The 16,667-nt window shown below is 66.8% G+C and carries 15 protein-coding genes; 6 read left to right on the top strand and 9 right to left on the bottom strand.

What is annotated here, in order from left to right:
* Nucleotides 1-79 precede the first annotated feature (79 nt).
* Together VVD47_RS11120 and VVD47_RS11115 are read right to left on the bottom strand one after the other, a co-directional pair.
* On the bottom strand, nucleotides 80-352 hold the full coding sequence (locus VVD47_RS11120) for an oxidative damage protection protein (RefSeq protein ID WP_327603531.1): 273 nt from the start codon (nucleotides 350-352) through the stop codon (nucleotides 80-82).
* Between the two features lie 51 nt (nucleotides 353-403).
* Nucleotides 404-1,519 carry an AIR synthase-related protein gene (locus VVD47_RS11115; RefSeq protein WP_327603530.1) on the bottom strand — a complete coding sequence of 372 codons (1,116 nt, stop codon included), beginning with the start codon at nucleotides 1,517-1,519 and terminating at the stop codon, nucleotides 404-406.
* Between the two features lie 264 nt (nucleotides 1,520-1,783).
* Here VVD47_RS11115 and ppk2 point away from each other — a divergent pair, with 264 nt between their 5' ends.
* A complete protein-coding gene (gene ppk2, locus VVD47_RS11110) occupies nucleotides 1,784-2,641 on the top strand; it encodes a polyphosphate kinase 2 (protein ID WP_327603529.1) in 858 nt (285 codons plus the stop codon).
* A gap of 33 nt (nucleotides 2,642-2,674) precedes the next feature.
* Nucleotides 2,675-4,360: a SulP family inorganic anion transporter gene (locus tag VVD47_RS11105; RefSeq protein ID WP_327603528.1), complete on the top strand. Its 1,686-nt coding sequence runs from the start codon at nucleotides 2,675-2,677 to the stop codon at nucleotides 4,358-4,360.
* Nucleotides 4,361-4,451: 91 nt separating this feature from the next.
* On the opposite strand, the gene VVD47_RS11100 is transcribed toward VVD47_RS11105, so the two are convergent.
* A complete protein-coding gene (locus tag VVD47_RS11100) occupies nucleotides 4,452-6,332 on the bottom strand; it encodes an ABC transporter substrate-binding protein (protein ID WP_327603527.1) in 1,881 nt (626 codons plus the stop codon).
* 143 nt (nucleotides 6,333-6,475) lie between these two features.
* On the bottom strand, nucleotides 6,476-8,488 hold the full coding sequence (locus VVD47_RS11095) for a hypothetical protein (RefSeq protein ID WP_327603526.1): 2,013 nt from the start codon (nucleotides 8,486-8,488) through the stop codon (nucleotides 6,476-6,478).
* A 367-nt stretch (nucleotides 8,489-8,855) separates the two neighbouring features.
* Here VVD47_RS11095 and VVD47_RS11090 point away from each other — a divergent pair, with 367 nt between their 5' ends.
* Nucleotides 8,856-9,890 (top strand): LacI family DNA-binding transcriptional regulator, encoded by a 1,035-nt coding sequence (locus VVD47_RS11090; protein WP_327603525.1) that lies wholly within the window; start codon nucleotides 8,856-8,858, stop codon nucleotides 9,888-9,890.
* 40 nt (nucleotides 9,891-9,930) lie between these two features.
* Here VVD47_RS11090 and VVD47_RS11085 read toward each other — a convergent pair whose 3' ends face one another.
* Entirely contained in the window at nucleotides 9,931-10,716 is a 786-nt protein-coding gene (locus VVD47_RS11085) for a 3-hydroxybutyrate dehydrogenase (RefSeq protein ID WP_327603524.1), read from the bottom strand.
* Nucleotides 10,717-10,936: 220 nt separating this feature from the next.
* Between VVD47_RS11085 and VVD47_RS11080 the strand changes: the two genes are divergently transcribed.
* Entirely contained in the window at nucleotides 10,937-11,650 is a 714-nt protein-coding gene (locus tag VVD47_RS11080) for a DVUA0089 family protein (protein WP_327603523.1), read from the top strand.
* An 88-nt stretch (nucleotides 11,651-11,738) separates the two neighbouring features.
* On the opposite strand, the gene fba is transcribed toward VVD47_RS11080, so the two are convergent.
* The 4 genes from fba to VVD47_RS11060 all read right to left on the bottom strand — a co-directional run bounded on the left by fba (nucleotide 11,739) and on the right by VVD47_RS11060 (nucleotide 14,375).
* The gene (gene fba / locus VVD47_RS11075) at nucleotides 11,739-12,803 is read right to left on the bottom strand and encodes a class II fructose-bisphosphate aldolase (RefSeq protein WP_327603522.1); all 1,065 of its coding nucleotides are present in this window, start codon (nucleotides 12,801-12,803) and stop codon (nucleotides 11,739-11,741) included.
* Between the two features lie 178 nt (nucleotides 12,804-12,981).
* The gene (locus VVD47_RS11070; RefSeq protein ID WP_327603521.1) at nucleotides 12,982-13,176 is read right to left on the bottom strand and encodes a hypothetical protein; all 195 of its coding nucleotides are present in this window, start codon (nucleotides 13,174-13,176) and stop codon (nucleotides 12,982-12,984) included.
* 7 nt (nucleotides 13,177-13,183) lie between these two features.
* Entirely contained in the window at nucleotides 13,184-13,951 is a 768-nt protein-coding gene (gene ubiE / locus VVD47_RS11065) for a bifunctional demethylmenaquinone methyltransferase/2-methoxy-6-polyprenyl-1,4-benzoquinol methylase UbiE (protein ID WP_327603520.1), read from the bottom strand.
* 10 nt (nucleotides 13,952-13,961) lie between these two features.
* The gene (locus tag VVD47_RS11060) at nucleotides 13,962-14,375 is read right to left on the bottom strand and encodes a DUF971 domain-containing protein (protein ID WP_327603519.1); all 414 of its coding nucleotides are present in this window, start codon (nucleotides 14,373-14,375) and stop codon (nucleotides 13,962-13,964) included.
* Nucleotides 14,376-14,540: 165 nt separating this feature from the next.
* Between VVD47_RS11060 and phoB the strand changes: the two genes are divergently transcribed.
* Together phoB and phoR are read left to right on the top strand one after the other, a co-directional pair.
* Complete coding sequence (gene phoB / locus VVD47_RS11055; protein ID WP_327603518.1) at nucleotides 14,541-15,251, top strand: phosphate regulon transcriptional regulator PhoB; 711 nt, start codon at nucleotides 14,541-14,543, stop codon at nucleotides 15,249-15,251.
* Nucleotides 15,252-15,300: 49 nt separating this feature from the next.
* Nucleotides 15,301-16,626, top strand: a complete 1,326-nt coding sequence (gene phoR / locus VVD47_RS11050; protein WP_327604641.1) for a phosphate regulon sensor histidine kinase PhoR — start codon at nucleotides 15,301-15,303, stop codon at nucleotides 16,624-16,626.
* Nucleotides 16,627-16,667 lie beyond the last annotated feature (41 nt).

Raw genomic sequence — 16,667 nt, 5'->3', positions numbered from 1 at the left:
CGGGGAAGCGATTCCTACGGACCACAAAAAGGCCGCGCTGCTCACGCAGCGCGGCCTTTTTCTCATTACATGGGCCAGCTTACTGGCTGGGCGGTACGTAGCCGGCAGCGGCATCCGCGCCGCCGCCGAAGAAGTGGCGCTCCATCTGTTCCATGAGGTACTTGCGGGCGCGGGCGTCCATCAGGTTCAGGCGGTTCTCGTTGATCAGCATGGTCTGGTGGCGCAGCCACTGTGCCCAGGCTTCCTTGGAAACGTTCTCATAGACCTTCTTGCCCATTTCGCCGGGAACCGGCGGGAAGTCCAGGCCTTCGGCTTCGACGCCGAGCTTGATGCATTTGACGGTACGTGCCATGTCTGTGTCCCTGTTACCTGATGATGCGGTGTGCGTGCGTGGCCACGAGGGTCAGGCGCGCAGATGGAGTTCGTCTGCCGCGAAAGTCAGCGACAGCGGTTCGATGACGACCTGCTTCGGCCCGGCTTCGACGCGGCCGGCCACCCAGGCGTCCACGCCGGCGGCGCGGGCGATGCGCGCGGTTTCCTCGGCCTGCCCGGCGGCGACGAACAGCGCGAAGCCGGCACCCATGTTCAGGCTGCCATAGGCTTCACGGTCGTCGATGCCGGCGTGCTGCTGGATGAAGCCCAGCACCGGCGGAACCGGCGGCACCATGTTGAAGCGGTAGGTGAAGCTGCCCGGATGACGCATCACCTTGCGCCAGCCGTGGCCGGTGATGTTGGCGCTGTAGTGCGGCACGATGCCGGCGGCGAACAGCGCCTCGGTGACCGGCACGTACAGCACGGTCGGGTCCAGCACCGCCTCGCCGTACAGGCGGCCGTCGGAAATCTTCGTGGCGTAGCCCTCGGGCAGGCGCTCGGCCAGTTTGCGGGCGAGGCTCACGCCGTTGGCGTGGATGCCGCTGGAGGCCAGCAGCACGATGGCGTCGCCATCCGCCAGCTTGTCGCCGAGCGTGAGGCGATCACGCGAGGGAATCACGCCGACCGACGACGCCGCCAGGTCGATGCGGCCGGCTTCCACCACGCCGGCCAGCGCCGGTGTCTCGCCGCCGCCCCAACTCACCTTGCACACGTCGCAGGCCTTCTGCCAGCCGGCCACCAGGTCGCGCATGCGCTGCTCGTCGGCAAACCAGTCGCTACCGCCGGCCGACCAGTAGGCGTGCACCGACAGCGGCGTGGCGCCCACGGTCACCAGGTCGTTCACTGCCATGGCGATGGTGTCCTGCGCGATGCTGTCGTAGTGGGTGCGGCCGGTCAGCGGGCGCACTGCGTCGGCGACCAGGGCCTTGGTGCCCAGGCATTCGGTGATGGATGCGATCAGCGTGCCGCCGATGTCCATGACGTAGGCGGATTCGCCGCGCGAGGCGGCAATCTCGCTGACGCCGTGGCCGGCCAGGTTGCCGCGGGTGGCGCTGGCGGCCTGCTGGGCGAGGATCTTGAGCGGGTCGATCTTGCTGTAATCGACGCCGGCGGCGGTGTAGTCGAGCGGGGTGTTCTGGGAGGACATCGGCGGATTCGGGGCGAATGCTGCCGGCCGCGGGGCGCGCGGTCGGGCGGGCGGGAAAAGCCGGCATTTTACCCCGCCTGCCGCCGCTGGGCCGCATGCCCGCCAGGAGCCCTTCAAGAGCCCGCTAATCGGCCCCTCGCACAGAAACTGCTGGAGCCCGCGGCGTCGCGGCCCTACCATGGGAAATGCACCACCGGACATGACGAAGGTATTCCCGCGGCCACCAAGGTATTTGCGCTATCCCACCACGACAGGAGTTTGCGTATGACCAAGAAGAAACAGAAAAGCGTCTCGCGTACCGCCAGCCACAGCGAGGAAACCGCGGCGGCAGACGGCGCCCCGCTGGAGGAGCTCAGCAACAAGGCCTACCTCAAGGAACTGCGCAAGCTGCATGTCGAACTGGTGAAGCTGCAGCGCTGGGTGGTGCACCAGGGGCTCAAGGTATGCATCGTCTTCGAGGGGCGCGACGGCGCCGGCAAGGGCGGCACCATCAAGGCCCTGACCGAGCGGGTGAGCCCGCGGATCTTCCGGGTCGTGGCGCTGCCCGCTCCCAATGACCGTGAGCGCAGCCAGATGTACCTGCAGCGCTACCTCGCCCACTTTCCGGCGGCGGGCGAGATCGTGATCTTCGACCGCAGCTGGTACAACCGCGCCGGCGTGGAGCGCGTGATGGGCTTCTGCACCGAGGAGCAGGCACAGCGCTTCCTGGACCAGACGCCGGTGTTCGAGAAGTCCATGGTCGAGTCCGGCATCATCCTGCTGAAGTACTGGCTGGAGGTGAGCCCGGAAGAACAGGAGCGCCGCCTGCGCGACCGCGTCGACGACGGCCGCAAGACCTGGAAGCTGTCGCCGATGGACATCCGCTCCTTCACGATGTGGGACGAATACACCCGGGTGCGCGACGAGATGTTCGCCGCCACCGACACACCCTGGGCGCCGTGGTTCGTGGCGCGCTCCGAGGACAAGCGACGGGTGCGGCTCAACGTGCTTCAGCACGTCCTGGAACACGTGCCCTACGAAGACCTGCCGGTTCCGCGGGTCAGGTTCCCCAAGCGCAAGATCGGCAAGACCTACAAGTCGGCCAGCACGCACACCTACAACTACGTGCCGGAACGCTTCTGAAACACGTCGGCGCACCCACCGGAGGGGCCAGCCTTGAGCGAAGTCGCGAAAGATCTTCAGCCGGGGCGGGCAGGCTGGCGCCCTGACCTGATCGCCGGCCTGACCGCCGCGGCGGTGGTGCTGCCGAAGGCCATGGCCTACGCGACGGTGGCCGGCCTGCCGGTCGCCGTCGGCCTGTACACCGCGCTGGTGCCGATGATCATCTATGCCCTGCTCGGCAGCTCGCGGGTGCTCAGCGTCAGCTCGACGACCACCATCGCCATCCTCGCCGGTACCGACCTCGCGCTGGCGGTGCCGGACGGCGATCCGGCGCAGTTGATCGTCGCGGCGGCCACGCTGGGCCTGCTGGTCGGCGCCATCCTGTTGCTGGCCGGGGCGCTGCGCCTGGGCTTCGTCGCCAACTTCATCTCCGCGCCGGTGCTGACGGGCTTCAAGGCGGGCATCGGCCTGGTGATCGTGCTCGACCAGCTGCCCAAGTTCCTCGGCGTGAAGATCGAGAAGACCGGCTTCTTTCCCGACCTGCTGAGCCTGGTGCAGCACTTGTCACAGACCTCGTTGCTGATCCTCGCGATCGGCGTGCTGACCCTGCTGGTACTGGTGGCGATGGAGCGCTGGTGGCCGCAGGCCGCGCCGCCACTGGTGGCCATGGGGCTGGCCATCCTCGCGTCCTGGGGGCTGGACCTGCAGGCGATGGGCGTGTCCATCGTCGGCAGCATTCCCCAGGGCCTGCCCTCGCTGAGCCTGCCGGACGCCGACATGGTGGCGGTGCTGCTGCCCGGCGCGGTCGGCATCGCACTGATGAGCTTCACCGAGACGATCGCGGCTGGCCGTGCCTTCGCGGCCAGCGACGATCCGCGCATCCAGCCCAACCGCGAGCTGCTGGCCACCGGCGTCGCCAACATCGGCGGCGCGTTGCTGGGCGCCATGCCGGCCGGCGGCGGCACCTCGCAGACCGCGCTGGTGCGCGCGGCTGGCGGGCGCACGCAGAAGGCCTCGCTGGTGACCGCTGCCGTGGCGCTGGCCACCATGCTGGTGCTGGCGCCGGTCCTGGGCCTGTTGCCGAACGCCACGCTGGCGGCGGTGGTGATCGTGTACTCCGTGGGGCTCATCCAGCCCGCTGAATTCCGCGCCATCCGCAAGGTGCGCGTCATGGAGTTCGCCTGGGCGCTGGTGGCCTGCCTGGGCGTGCTGGTGTTCGGCACGCTGGATGGCATCGTCATCGCCATCATCGTGTCGCTGATCGCGCTGGCGAGCCAGACGGCCAATCCGCCGGTGCTGGTGGTTGGCCGCAAGCGCGATGCCGACGTGTTGCGGCCGGTGTCGCCACTGCACCCGGACGACGAGACCTTCCCGGGGCTGCTGATCATGCGTCCGGTAGGGCGCATCTTCTTCGTCAACGCGCAGAACATTGCCGAGCAGATGCAGGCCCTGGTCGCCGAACATGATCCGCGCGTGGTCGCGCTGGACATGAGCCGCGTGCCGGACATCGAGTACTCGGCCCTGCAGATGCTGATCGAGGGTGAAAAGAACGCGACCGCTGCCGGCCGCATCCTGTGGCTGGCGGCGCTCAACCCGGCGGTGCTGGAGATGGTGCGTGCGTCTGGCCTGGCCGACCGGCTCGGCCCGGAGCGACTGCTGTTCAATGCGCGCGCTGTGATCGAGCGCTACCAGGCGCTGCTGGCGCGCGACGACGCCGCCGCGTCGACACCCACGCAATGAAAAAAGCCACCCGGCAGCGCCGGGTGGCTTCGAAAGGGCGGGCCAGGAAAGGGGATGGCGCCGCCCGGTCGCAAAACTGCGTTGTGGCGGCCTACTTCGTGAAGGCCCACTGCTGCAGCAGGGACGGCCCCGGCGTCGGCCAGGACCAGCCCGCCGGCATGGACTCGAACACGTTCACCAACTTCGCGTTGCGGATGGCCGGATCGCGCGGTGGCTTGACGAGGCCCAGTACTTCGAACTCGTCGGCCGCCAGCTGCAGGATCTCCTTGAACAGGCGGTCGGCTTCCGCAGCGTTGCCGGCGGCCTTCCAGCGGTCGTACAACGCGAGGCGCTTCTTCATGTTGTCGCTGGGTTCTTCACCGCTCTTGCCACCGGAGGTGTACCACTGCACCCAGGGCAGGCTCTGGCGCGACTCCTGCGGATGTACGGCGAGGATGGCGCGCGGGTTCTGCGTGATGTCCAGGCCACCGGCGACGAGGTCCGCACTCAGGTCGTAGTCGTTGTTCATCGCGCGGTCGTAGAACAGCGAGCGCTCGGAGGCCTGGATCACCAGCTCGACGCCCGCCTTCGCCCATTGCTTGCGCACCAGCTCCAGCGACTCCACCTGTTGCGCGAGCTGGATGGACGCGATGGCGTTGATCGACACGCGCCCGCCTTCCGGGTAGAGGCGGTAGCCATTGCCGTCACGCTTGTTCAGGCCCAGCTTGTCGAGCAGCTCGTTGGCGGTCTTCAGGTCGTACTGGGTGTACTGCGTGCCCAGTTTCTCGTTGTACCACTTCGACTCCTTGGCCGGCCCGATCTGCCACGGCGTGCCCTGGCCGAGGAAGACGATGTCGTTCACCTCCTTGCGGTCGGTGGCCAGCGACAGCGCGACGCGGAAGTCACGCTGGCGGATGTACTTGCGCAGCGTGGCGTTCTTGGTGCTGTAGTTGAGGTACATGCCGACGGAATTCGCGCCCAGCGGCGTGAAGGACATCAGCTTGTAGCCACCCTTCTGCTGGTTCTCGGCGAGCACCGGCCGGTTCTGGATGGCGTAGATGTGGCGGTGCTGGAAGTCGAGCTGGCCGTTGATCGACGCCAGCACGATGGACTCCACTTCCGAAATGATGTTGATCTGCAGGCGGTCGATGTAGGGCAGCTGGTTGCCGGCGGTGTCGACCTGCCAGAAGTACGGGTTGCGTTCCATCACCACGCGGGTGACGCCGCCACCGTAGGGTTCCTTGATGATCCACGGATCCACCGTCGGCTTGTCCGGGTTGCCCCAACGCGTTGGCACCTCGATGTCCCCGCACTTGATGCGCATCAGCGAGGCCCAGTCCTTGACGTTGGCGTTGCCGAACTGCTCGGTCACCTTCGGGTTGTACTTGGGGTGGAATTGGCCGCAGTACTTCTTCTGGTACAGCGTGGCGTGCTGGTTGATCGGCAGCGCCAGGGCTTCGCCGAAGCCGAGGTAGGGGCCGGCGAACCTGAAGCGCACGGTGTGATCGTCGATCTTCGTCACCTCGGCGAACTTGCCGTTGGTGACGTAGGCGGCCGGCGGGTTGGACAGGAACTCCCTGTTGCCCACCACATCGTTCATCGAGAACAGCACATCGTCGGCGGTGAAGGGCGAGCCGTCGCTCCACTTCATGCCCTTGCGCAGCCTGAAGGTGTACTCGCTGGCGTCGTGGTTGAGGCTGAAGCTCTCGGCGACGTTGGGCACCACGTCATTGAAGTCCATCGACCAGCGCACCAGCCCCTGGTTGCCGACCAGGCGCAGGATGGCGTTGTGGTCGCCGCTGGCGCGGATGGCGGTGCGCAGCGTGCCGCCGTAGCTGCCGACGCGCTGCAGCGGCTTGATGACTTCCGGCTTGTCCGGCAGGCGCTTGTCGACCGGCGGCAGGCCGGCGCTGGCGAGTGCCGGCGCCTGGTTGTAGGCGGATGCGCCGAGCGGCGTGGCGGCCAGCAGCAGACCGCACAGGACGGCTGGCACAGTGGAACGACGTCCTGGTCGTGGATACCTGTTCATCATGTCTCCTCGTTGAGCGAAGCGTGGATGTGGAACGGGAATGCGTGCATGAGAGACGCACGCACCGGGAACGCGCGCATGGGCGAGCGTCGTTCCTGTCCTGCGTCCTATCTCCGTGGCTGTCCTGCCGGCAGGCTTCCGTCTGCCGGATAGTGGAACTCGCCGCGGTAGTTGGACGCGTTGTAATGGGGGTATTTCAGGGGGCGGCTGGCCTCGGCCACGCTGGCCGGGCGGTCCTGCGTGTAGATGTACATGCGCTGCGTGTCCCACAGGACGATCTCGTCGCGGGCGTCGCCGGTGAGGTCCAGCACCTCGGCGCACAGCGCCGGGTGGCCGTCGTCCGGAAACCGCACGACGACGCGGCCGTGGCCGTCGACGAGGCCGCCGTCCTTCACGCTGCCGTTGAGCAGGCGCAGGTCGTGGCCGTCGCCGCTCCAGTTCACCGGCGTGATGAGATGGCCGTTGCTGGTGGGCTCGAAGGCATCCAGCAGCTCGCCCTTGCAGTCGAAGAGGTACACGATCCCCTGGTAGCCCCAGTAGGTCGTGACGCTGATCTCCAGCCCCGGCAGGTCCGGCCGGTAGTTGCCCACGCTCATGCGCTGCACGTGGCCGATCATGTGCTTCTTGAGAATCTCGCCTTCCAGGCTGGCGATCATGAAGCCTTCGTCGCCGGAGGCGATGCCGATCTGCTGCGCGCGCACTTCCGGGTTCCAGCGGCCGATCAGGATCTCGTCGGTGTGGTCGGTGGGCACCGGCAGCGTCCACAGCAATTTGCCGTTGGCATCGACCAGGTGATAGCCAACGAAGGTCTCGTCGCGGCCGTCGCCATTCACGTCGGCGGTGTAGGGAAAGTGCCCGGTGATGCCCTCGTGGAAGTGCCACAGCAGGTTCAGCTGGTCGTCATACGCCCACAACCGGCTGTAGCGGTCCTTGATGAGGATGTCGCGCGGCTGCGGCAGGCCGCGGAAGTTGGCGATGCGGATGGCATCGACGTTCACGCGGTCGAAGGCGTGCTTCTTGTGCGGCAGGCTCCACAGGCTGCTGTCCTCGGCGGTGGACAGCGGCGTCGGGATGCTCCTGCGCACTGCGCCGGTGGCGCCGTCGAGGATCATCAGCTTGAAGTCGCGGGCGACGATGACTTCGTCGGCACCGTCGCCATCGATGTCGTAGAGCTGCAGCGGCATGTCGCAGGACACGATGGCGTGGTCCGGCTCGCTGCTGGGCTCGCCGCGCTGCCACAGCACATTGCCGTCGAGATCGATGGCGGTCAGGCAGCTGATGTGCGCGTAGGCATCCTTGTAGCCGCGCTTCTGGTGCTGGGCCAGCACGATGTGCATCGTGTCGCCGCCAGTGAGGTGGCCGAAGCGGATCTGGCGGCCGGTGCCGAAGTTCTTGAGGTCGATGGTCTTACACAGGCGTGGCTGCGGGTACAGGGCGCGTTCGGCGGCGAGATCGATGGCGGCGCCGTCGCGCTGCTTGATCCAGGCCACGTGCGCAGCCTTGTTCATTTCTACCGATACGTCGGTGAACTGCGCCGGCATGCGTGCGGACAGGCCGACCTTGCCGTCGAGGTAACTGCCGTCGCGCACTTCCAGCACCGGTTTGCCGTCGACGCTGGCGCGCAGACTGTCGCCAATGCAGTCGATGCCAAGCACATAGTGGCGGTCGCAATCGCAGGGAAAGGGCACGGCGGCCAGTTCGACGATGTCTTCCTGGTCGCGCTTGAGCAGGCGCAGGTGGCCGCCTTCGAAGCCGAGGAAGTAGTAGCGGCGGCCGTGGGTGTAGCGGAACACGATGCCGACGTGCGAGGCGGTGGACAGCGGCCGCACGCTGGCGGCGAAACGGTAGTCGCGCCAGCTCGTGTCGCCGGCCACCATCAGCGGCCAGTGGTCGGTGATCGCCACCTGCGGCCGCGTCTGCTCCATGAACTTGCGGCCTTCGTCCTCGGTGACGATCCAGCTCGGCCCCAGCCACCCGTAATAGACGATCGGGTCATGCCAGGCGCCCTTGAAACCCTGCACGGGCCAGTAGTGGTACTCGCCGATGGCCGAGTGCTTCGGGTCGTAGGGAAAGGGGCCAATGGAGAACTGGCTGAAGCTGTCGGAGAAGATCTGAATCATGGAGCGACCTGTTGCCATTGCCGGTGCAAGACGTGGAAGAAAAAATGTTACCGGTAACATTTCCGATCGAAACGCCGCCCCGGCATGCGTTTGGAGGACGGGGGAAGAGCGGCGCCCGGCAAGCTGACGATGCGGCAACATCGTCCTGCAAATCGATTGTTACCGGTAACAAGTTGTAATACTAAGCAGCGATGCACGCCAAAGCAAGGACAAGATGTACTGCACTGCAACGCAGGCCGGTCGCAGTGGTGCCGTGCAGGGGTCGATGCCTCGCAGCATCCGTCGGCGTCGAACAAGCCGCGGGATATGCCGGTACGATGGCGACAGGCGCCATTCCGGTGCCTGCACCGACAACAAGGACAAGCACGTGCTGCCGGAAAAGCGCGTCAACATCAGCCAGGTCGCAGCGCTCGCCGGCGTCTCCAAGCAGACCGTGTCGCGGGTCGTGAACGCCAGCCCCAGCGTCGCGAAGGAAACCCGCGAGCGGGTCATGGAGGCCATCGCCCGGCTCGGCTTCCGCCCCAGCGCGACCGCCCGCAACCTCAGCCAGGGCCGCAGCTACACGCTGGCGGTGGTGGGATCCAACCTCGGCTTCCTGGCCACCGACCTCTACCAGGGCGCGGCCGCGCAGGCCGAAGGCATGGGCTACGGCCTGCTGTTGCGCACGCTCGCCGATTCCAGCCTGGAGCAGGTGGAAGCACTGCTGCTGTCGCTGCTGGACCTGCAGGTGGACGGGGTGCTGTGGGCGATTCCGGACGTCGGCGGCAACCGTGCCTGGCTGGACAGCGGCCTGTTGTCACGCGTCCCGCTGCCGCTGGTGTTCATGTCCAGCGAGCCGCGCGAGGGCATCGTCACGGTGAGCTTCGACAACCAGGCCGGCGCGCGGCTGGCCACGCAGCACCTGATCGACAGCGGCCACACGCGCATTGCCCACCTCAGCGGTCCGCTGGACTGGTGGGTGGCGCGCGAGCGGGTGCGCGGCTGGCGCGCTGCTCTGGCCGGGGCGGGCCTGCCGGCCGACGACGGACTGATCGTGGAAGGCGACTGGTCACCCGCCGCCGGCGAGCAGGCCATGGGACGCCTGCTCGATGCCCGCCGCGACATCGACGCGGTGTTTGTCGCCAACGACCGCATGGCGCTCGGCGCACTGCTGGCGGCGCACCGCCGCGGCATCAGGGTGCCGCAACAACTGGCGTTGATCGGCTTCGACAACATCATCGAAAGCGCCTGCTTCCATCCACCGCTGACGACGGTGCTGCAGGACAAGCGGCATCACGGCGAGATCGCCATCGCCACGCTGGCGCGCGAAGTGGAGGCGCGCCTGTCCGGCAAGCCGCCCGCGCAGCGCACGGCTGAGGAGCTGGGCCACACCCTGATCGTGCGCGAAAGCTCCGCGACCTGATCCGGGCAGGATTGCGCGGGCGTTCGAGCGCGCGGAAGGGCTACTGGGCCACCCAGCCGCCGTCCATGGGCACGATGGCGCCCGTCATCGACGCACCGCCTTCGCTGGCCATGAACACCGCCAGGGCACCGATCTCCTCCACCGTCACGAAGCGCTTGGTGGGCTGCGCATGCAGCAGCACGTCGCGCACCACCTGGTCGTGCGTCATGTTGCGTGCCTTCATGGTGTCGGGGATCTGCTTTTCCACCAGCGGCGTCAGCACGTAGCCAGGGCAGATGGCGTTCACCGTGATGCCGAACTCCGCCAGCTCCAGCGCCACCGTCTTGGTGAGCCCTGCCACGCCGTGCTTGGCAGCCACGTAGGCGCTCTTGAAGGGCGAGGCCACCAGCGCGTGGGCGGAGGCCAGGTTGATGATGCGACCGCTCTTGCGTGCCTTCATCTGCGGCACCACGGCGCGGATGGCGTGGAAACTCGCCGACAGGTTGATGGCGATGATGGCGTCCCACTTCTCCACCGGGAATTCCTCGATCGGCGACACATGCTGGATCCCGGCGTTGTTCACCAGGATGTCCACGCTGCCCAGTTCCTTGGTGGCCTGCTCCACCATGCCGACGATCTGGTCCGGCTTGCTCATGTCGGCGCCGGAGTAGATCACCTTCACTCCGTGATCCGCCGCCAGCTTCGCGCGCGTCGCCTCGATCTGCGCCGCGTCGCCGAAGCCGTTGATCAGGATGTTGGCACCCTGTTTCGCCAGCGCCTCCGCTATGCCCAGCCCGATGCCGCTGGTGGATCCGGTAACGATTGCATTCCTGCCTTGAAGCATCATGTCCTCCGTCTGGTCGAGAGTCATTCCGGTCCGAATGAGCTTAGCCAGCGACTGCAACAGTGTCCATGACGATCACCGAAGCGAGGCGTTGGCAGGGAGCTTGCTTGATCACCCTGCCATCAGCTTTTGCCCGGGCAATGATGCCTCCGGCATTCGCTGCGCGTGCCTCCCCCAGGTGCGACGAAACGCGGGCGATACGACAAGAAAAAGGAGACGAGAAGTGGATTCCAGATACACCCGCAGCCTGTGGAACGGCCTTGCTGCGTTGTTTGCGGTGGTCACGCTGTCGACCGCGCAAGCCGCGCCGGTGTTCGAGATCGGCGATGCGGGCCAGCTCCCGGGCAGCGCCCAGAGCATCGCTGGCGGTGTCGACAGCATTGTCGGAAATCTTGACAACGGCTTCGACGTCGACCTGTACCGCCTGGTGCTGGGTGGTGGTTTGTTCAGTGCGACGACTTTGCCGGGCCCCGCCTGTTGCGGCCTTGGATCAGACACGCAGTTGTTCCTGTTCAACGAGGCGGGCATGGGTATCGTGGCCAACGATGACGAGCCCTTCGGTGGCACGCAGAAGTCGTTCATCCAGGCGCTGCTGACCCCCGGCGTCTACTTCCTGGCGGTCTCGGTCTACTCCATGGACCCGTTCAGCGCCGACGGCTTCATCTTCCCGGACTACACGCACTGCTGCTTTCAACCGGTGGACTTCCCGACCTGGCCGGGCGGTGGCCAGCCCCTGGCCGGCTGGTCCGTCGGCCCTGCGGCGGAAGACTCGGGTGTGCAGCCGGGCTCGTATGTCGTGAGCTTCAGCCCCACCGTCGGGCCTGAGGATCCGACACCCTCTCCGGTGCCGACGCCGGGCAGCATCGCGCTGGTGGGACTCGGCTTGCTGGTGTTGGCCAGCCGGTATGGACGGCATGCGGGAGCGCGCAAGGCGTAGCAGCCGGCCGCTGCCCCCGCCGCCGCAAAGAACGGCAAAAAACAAAGGCCCCGTGAGGGGCCTTTTGTTTTGCGTGGTGGGCGCCGGCTTACTTGACGGTCTGCGCCAGTTCGCCGCTCTTGTACTTCGCGGCGATCTTGTCCAGCGCGACCGGCTTGATCTTGCTGGCCTGGCCGGCGCAACCGAAGGATTCGAAGCGGGCCTTGACGACCTTCTTGGCGGCCTCGCGGGCCGGCTTCAGGTACTCGCGCGGATCGAAGGCAGCGGGATGCTCGACGAAGTAGCGACGGATCGCGGCGGTCATCGCCAGGCGGATGTCGGTGTCGATGTTGATCTTGCGCACGCCGTACTTGATGCCTTCGACGATCTCCTCGACCGGCACGCCGTAGGTTTCCTTCATGTCGCCGCCGAATTCGCGAATCTCGGCCAGCAGCTCCTGCGGCACCGAGGACGAGCCGTGCATCACCAAGTGGGTGTTGGGCAGGCGGGCGTGGATTTCCTTGATGCGGCTGATCGCCAGGATGTCGCCGGTGGGCTTGCGGGTGAACTTGTAGGCGCCGTGGCTGGTGCCGATGGCGATCGCCAGCGCGTCGCATTGCGTGCGGCGCACGAAGTCGGCGGCCTGCTCCGGGTCGGTCAGCAGGGAGCTGTGGTCCAGCACACCCTCGGCACCGATGCCGTCTTCCTCGCCGGCCATGCCGGTTTCCAGCGAACCCAGGCAGCCCAGCTCGGCTTCCACGGTGACGCCGATGGAGTGCGAGAACTTCACCACTTCCTGCGACACGGCCACGTTGTAGTCGTAGTCGGAGGGGGTCTTGCCGTCTTCCAGCAGGGAGCCGTCCATCATCACGGACGAGAAACCGCTCTTGATGGCGGCCATGCACACCGCCGGGCTCTGGCCGTGGTCCTGGTGCATCACCACCGGGATGTGCGGGTAGGCCTCGACGGCCGCCGAGATCAGGTGGCGCAGGAAGGCTTCGCCGGCGTACTTACGTGCCCCGGCGCTGGCCTGCATGATCACCGGGCTGTCCAGCTCGTTGGCCGCTTCCATGATGGCAGTGACCTGTTCGAGGTTGTTCACGTTGAAGGCCGGCAGGCCGTAGGCATTTTCTGCTGCATGGTCCAGCAGCTGACGCATGGAAACGAGGGCCATTTTGGGCTCCGAGATTGGGCAGAACGGGGGGTGGGTTATTCAGGGTTCTTCTGGCTGGGTCGGAGTTTACCGCTTTGCAGTGCAGCAAAGTGTCGTCCATGTCCTACATGGGCAGGGGTTCTTCACGAAATGCGCATGAATGACCGTCATCACCCCTCGTACAGCGCGGTATGCAGCGCTAGCGCCGGGTCCGTCCACGCTTGAGGCGCATGAAGATGCCGGCCGCCAGCGCGGCCAGCAGCAGGCCGGCAAACATCTTGCCGTGGAAGAGCGCAATGGCGGCCCCCACCCCGACGCCCCACAGCATGCCCACGCTGCCGAGCTTGTCGCCGAAGTAGGCGAGTCCGGTCAGGAAGCGGCCCAGCAGCCTCATCGCAGGCTTACAGCTTGTAGCCGCGATGCAGGGCCACCGCGCCAGCGGCGAGGTTGAAGTACTCCACGCGATCCAGTCCGGCGGCGCGCAGCATGCCGGCCAGGGTGTCCTGGTCGGGGTGCATGCGGATCGACTCGGCGAGATAGCGGTAGCTGTCGGCGTCACCCGCCACCTTGTTGCCCAGCCAGGGCAGAACCTTGAAGGAGTACAGGTCGTAGGCCTTCGACAGGGGCTGCCAGATCTTGCTGAACTCCAGCACCATCAGGCGGCCGCCCGGGCGCAGCACGCGGCGCATCTCGGCCAGCGCGGCGTCCTTGTGGGTCATGTTGCGCAGGCCGAAGGCCACGGTGACGAGGTCGAAGTGGTTGTCCGGGAAAGGCAGTTTCTCGGCGTCGCACTGGGCGGTGGGCAGCAGGTGGCCGTGGTCCACCGTGCGGTCGCGCCCGACGGAGAGCATCGCGTGGTTGATGTCGGTCAGCCATACCTGGCCGGTCGGGCCGACTTTCTTCGCAAAGGCCAGCGACAGGTCGGCCGTGCCTCCGGCCACGTCCAGCACGCGCTCGCCGGGGCGCACCGCGGCGAGCTGGATGGTGAAATGCTTCCACAGCCGGTGCAGGCCGCCGGACATCAGGTCGTTCATGACGTCGTATTTCTGCGCGACCGACGAGAAGACGCCGCGCACGCGCTGGGCCTTCTCGCTTTCCGGCACCTGCTCGAAGCCGAAGTGGGTACTTCCTTCCGCGCCGGAACCGGTGTTGGGCATTTCCTTGCTCATGTGCGTGCTCTCAGTGTTTGCCACAGCCATGCGTGGCGGCGGCAGGCGTGGCGATGTCGCGGCTGGCGCCGGCGGCTTCGAGTTGCTGGAGGTACTGCGCCCACATCGCTTCGTGATGCAGCGCGAGTTCGTAGAGATAGTCCCAGGAGTACAGGCCGCTGTCGTGGCCGTCGGAGAACACCAGTTTCAGCGCATAGTGGCCGACCGGCTGCACGGCGGTGATCGTCACGTCGCGCTTGCCGGTCTGCAGGACCTCCTGGCCGGCACCGTGGCCACGGACCTCGGCGGAGGGCGAATGCACCCGCAGGAACTCGCAGCCCAGCCTGGCGCGCGTACCGTCGTCGAAGGCGATTTCCAGGCAGCGCGAGGCCTGGTGCAGGACGATGTCGGTGGGCAGCGGAGTGTCGGGGCGAAGGCCGGACATGAGGCAGTTGGTCGCGATCGTGGAACGGGGACGCCGCAGGGGCGAAGTCTGCCCGCCATGATACCCGCCTCCGTTCAACGTCCTTGTATTGCAGGCCGATGACGTGTCATAAATCCTTCAACTCGCAGCAATAAACTACGGCCGTTACCTGCAAAGAGGTGAGCCATGCCCGCCAATATCCTGCTCGTCGAAGACGAACCCGCCATCCAGGAGCTGATCGCCGCCAATCTGACGCGCGCCGGCCATACCGTGGTCCGTGCCGCCGATGCGGAAACCGCCCAGCGCATCGTGCGCGACGCCCTGCCCGATCTCGTGCTGCTGGACTGGATGCTGCCGGGAATCTCCGGTGTCGAGTTCGCCCGCCGCCTGCGTGCCGAGGAACGTACCCGCAGCATTCCTCTCATCATGCTCACCGCCCGTTCCGAGGAACAGGACAAGGTCCTGGGCCTGGAGATAGGTGCTGATGATTACATCACCAAGCCTTTCTCGCCGCGTGAGCTGGTGGCCCGCATCAAGGCGGTGCTGCGCCGGCGTGCGCCGCAAGTGACGGAAGATGCCGTCGAGCTGGGCGGCCTGCGCCTGGACCCGGCCACCCACCGCGTCACCGCCGGCAACGAGGCGCTGGCGCTGGGGCCGACCGAATTCCGCCTGCTGCATTTCCTGATGACCCACCCGGAGCGGGTACACTCGCGGGCGCAGTTGCTCGATCAGGTCTGGGGCGACCACGTCTTCGTCGAGGAGCGTACGGTGGATGTGCATATCCGCCGCCTGCGCTGCGCGCTGGAGCCCGGTGGCCACGAACGCCTGATCCAGACCGTGCGCGGCAGCGGTTACCGCTTCTCGACCGATACCCAGGCCGTCGCGCTGGCACGCTGAACGCTGGGCGGCGCGTGTTTCTGGAACGCCTGCCGCCCAGGAGGTAAGCATCATTCATCCGAGTCGCTATATCTGGAGCGCCGCGCTGGCGGTGCTCGCTGCCCTGTTGCTGCCTGCCGCCATCGTGTGGGCGGCGGCGGACCTGAAATGGGGCCTGCTCTGCCTGCTGGCGAGCGTGTTGCTGGTGTTTGCCTACCACCTGCGCAAGCTGGTGGCGCTGGTGCACTGGACGCGCGATCCGATCGGCACCCCGACGCCTTACGGGCTGGGCCTGTGGGACTACGTGTTCGCCAACCTGAGCCGCCGTGCCCGCGTCGGCTACGACCAGCGCGAGCGCCTGTCGCAGGCGCTGTCGCGCTTCCGCGAAGCCTCGCAGGCGATGCCGGACGGCGTGGTGTACCTGTCGCACCACAACACCATCGAGTGGATCAACATCGCGGCCGAGACCCATTTCGAGCTCGACGGCGAGCGTGACGAAGGACAGCCGGTGACCAACCTGGTGCGCCAGCCCGACTTCGTGCGGTACATCGAGACCGCTGACTACAGCGAGCCGCTGATCCTGCGGTCCCTGCGCCAGACCGGCACCACGCTGCAGATCCAGATCGTGCCCTTCGGCGAGGACCAGCACATGATCCTGTCCCGCGACATCACCCAGATCGATCGCCTGGAGACCATGCGCCGCGATTTCGTGGCCAACGTGTCGCACGAGTTGAAGACGCCGCTCACGGTCGTCAGCGGTTTCGTCGAGATGCTGCACGACGGGCTGGAGGACTTCTCCGCCGAAGATTCGCGTCGCTACCTGCGGCTCGCGCTCGACCAGTCGGGCCGCATGCAGCGCCTCATCGACGACCTGCTGGCCCTGTCGGCCCTGGAGACGGCCGGCCCCATGGAAGGCGAGGAGCCGATCGATGCGCACAGCCTGTTGCGCATCGTGCTGCAGGAGGCCGAGCTGCTTTCTGGCGGCCGTCACCGCATCGAGCTGCATTCCGGGCCGGCGGCCAGCGTGGTGGGCGCGCACAAGGAGCTGCACTCGGCGCTCAGCAACCTCGCCAGCAACGCGGTGCGCTACACGCCCGACGGCGGCACCATCCGTCTCGGCTGGCTGGCCGACGAACAGGGCGGCGAGTTCTGGGTCGAGGACAACGGCATCGGCATTCCGGCCGAACACATCCCGCGCCTGACCGAGCGCTTCTACCGCGTGGATCGCGGCCGCTCGCGCGAAACCGGCGGCACCGGGCTGGGTCTGGCCATCGTCAAGCACATCCTGACCCGCCACCAGGCGCAGCTCGACGTGCGCAGCGAATCCGGCGAAGGCAGCCGCTTCACCATGCGCTTTCCGGCGCGCCGGGTGTTGCGGCAGGCGGTTGCCGCCTGAGCGACGGGCAGTATCTGCGCGGAGGGATTCCGCACATGACA

This window comes from Uliginosibacterium sp. H1, assembly GCF_036017065.1.
Lineage (GTDB): Bacteria > Pseudomonadota > Gammaproteobacteria > Burkholderiales > Rhodocyclaceae > Uliginosibacterium.
The sequence above is the reverse complement of the archived record's forward strand: the minus strand, read 5'-3'. Positions and strand labels throughout refer to the sequence as shown.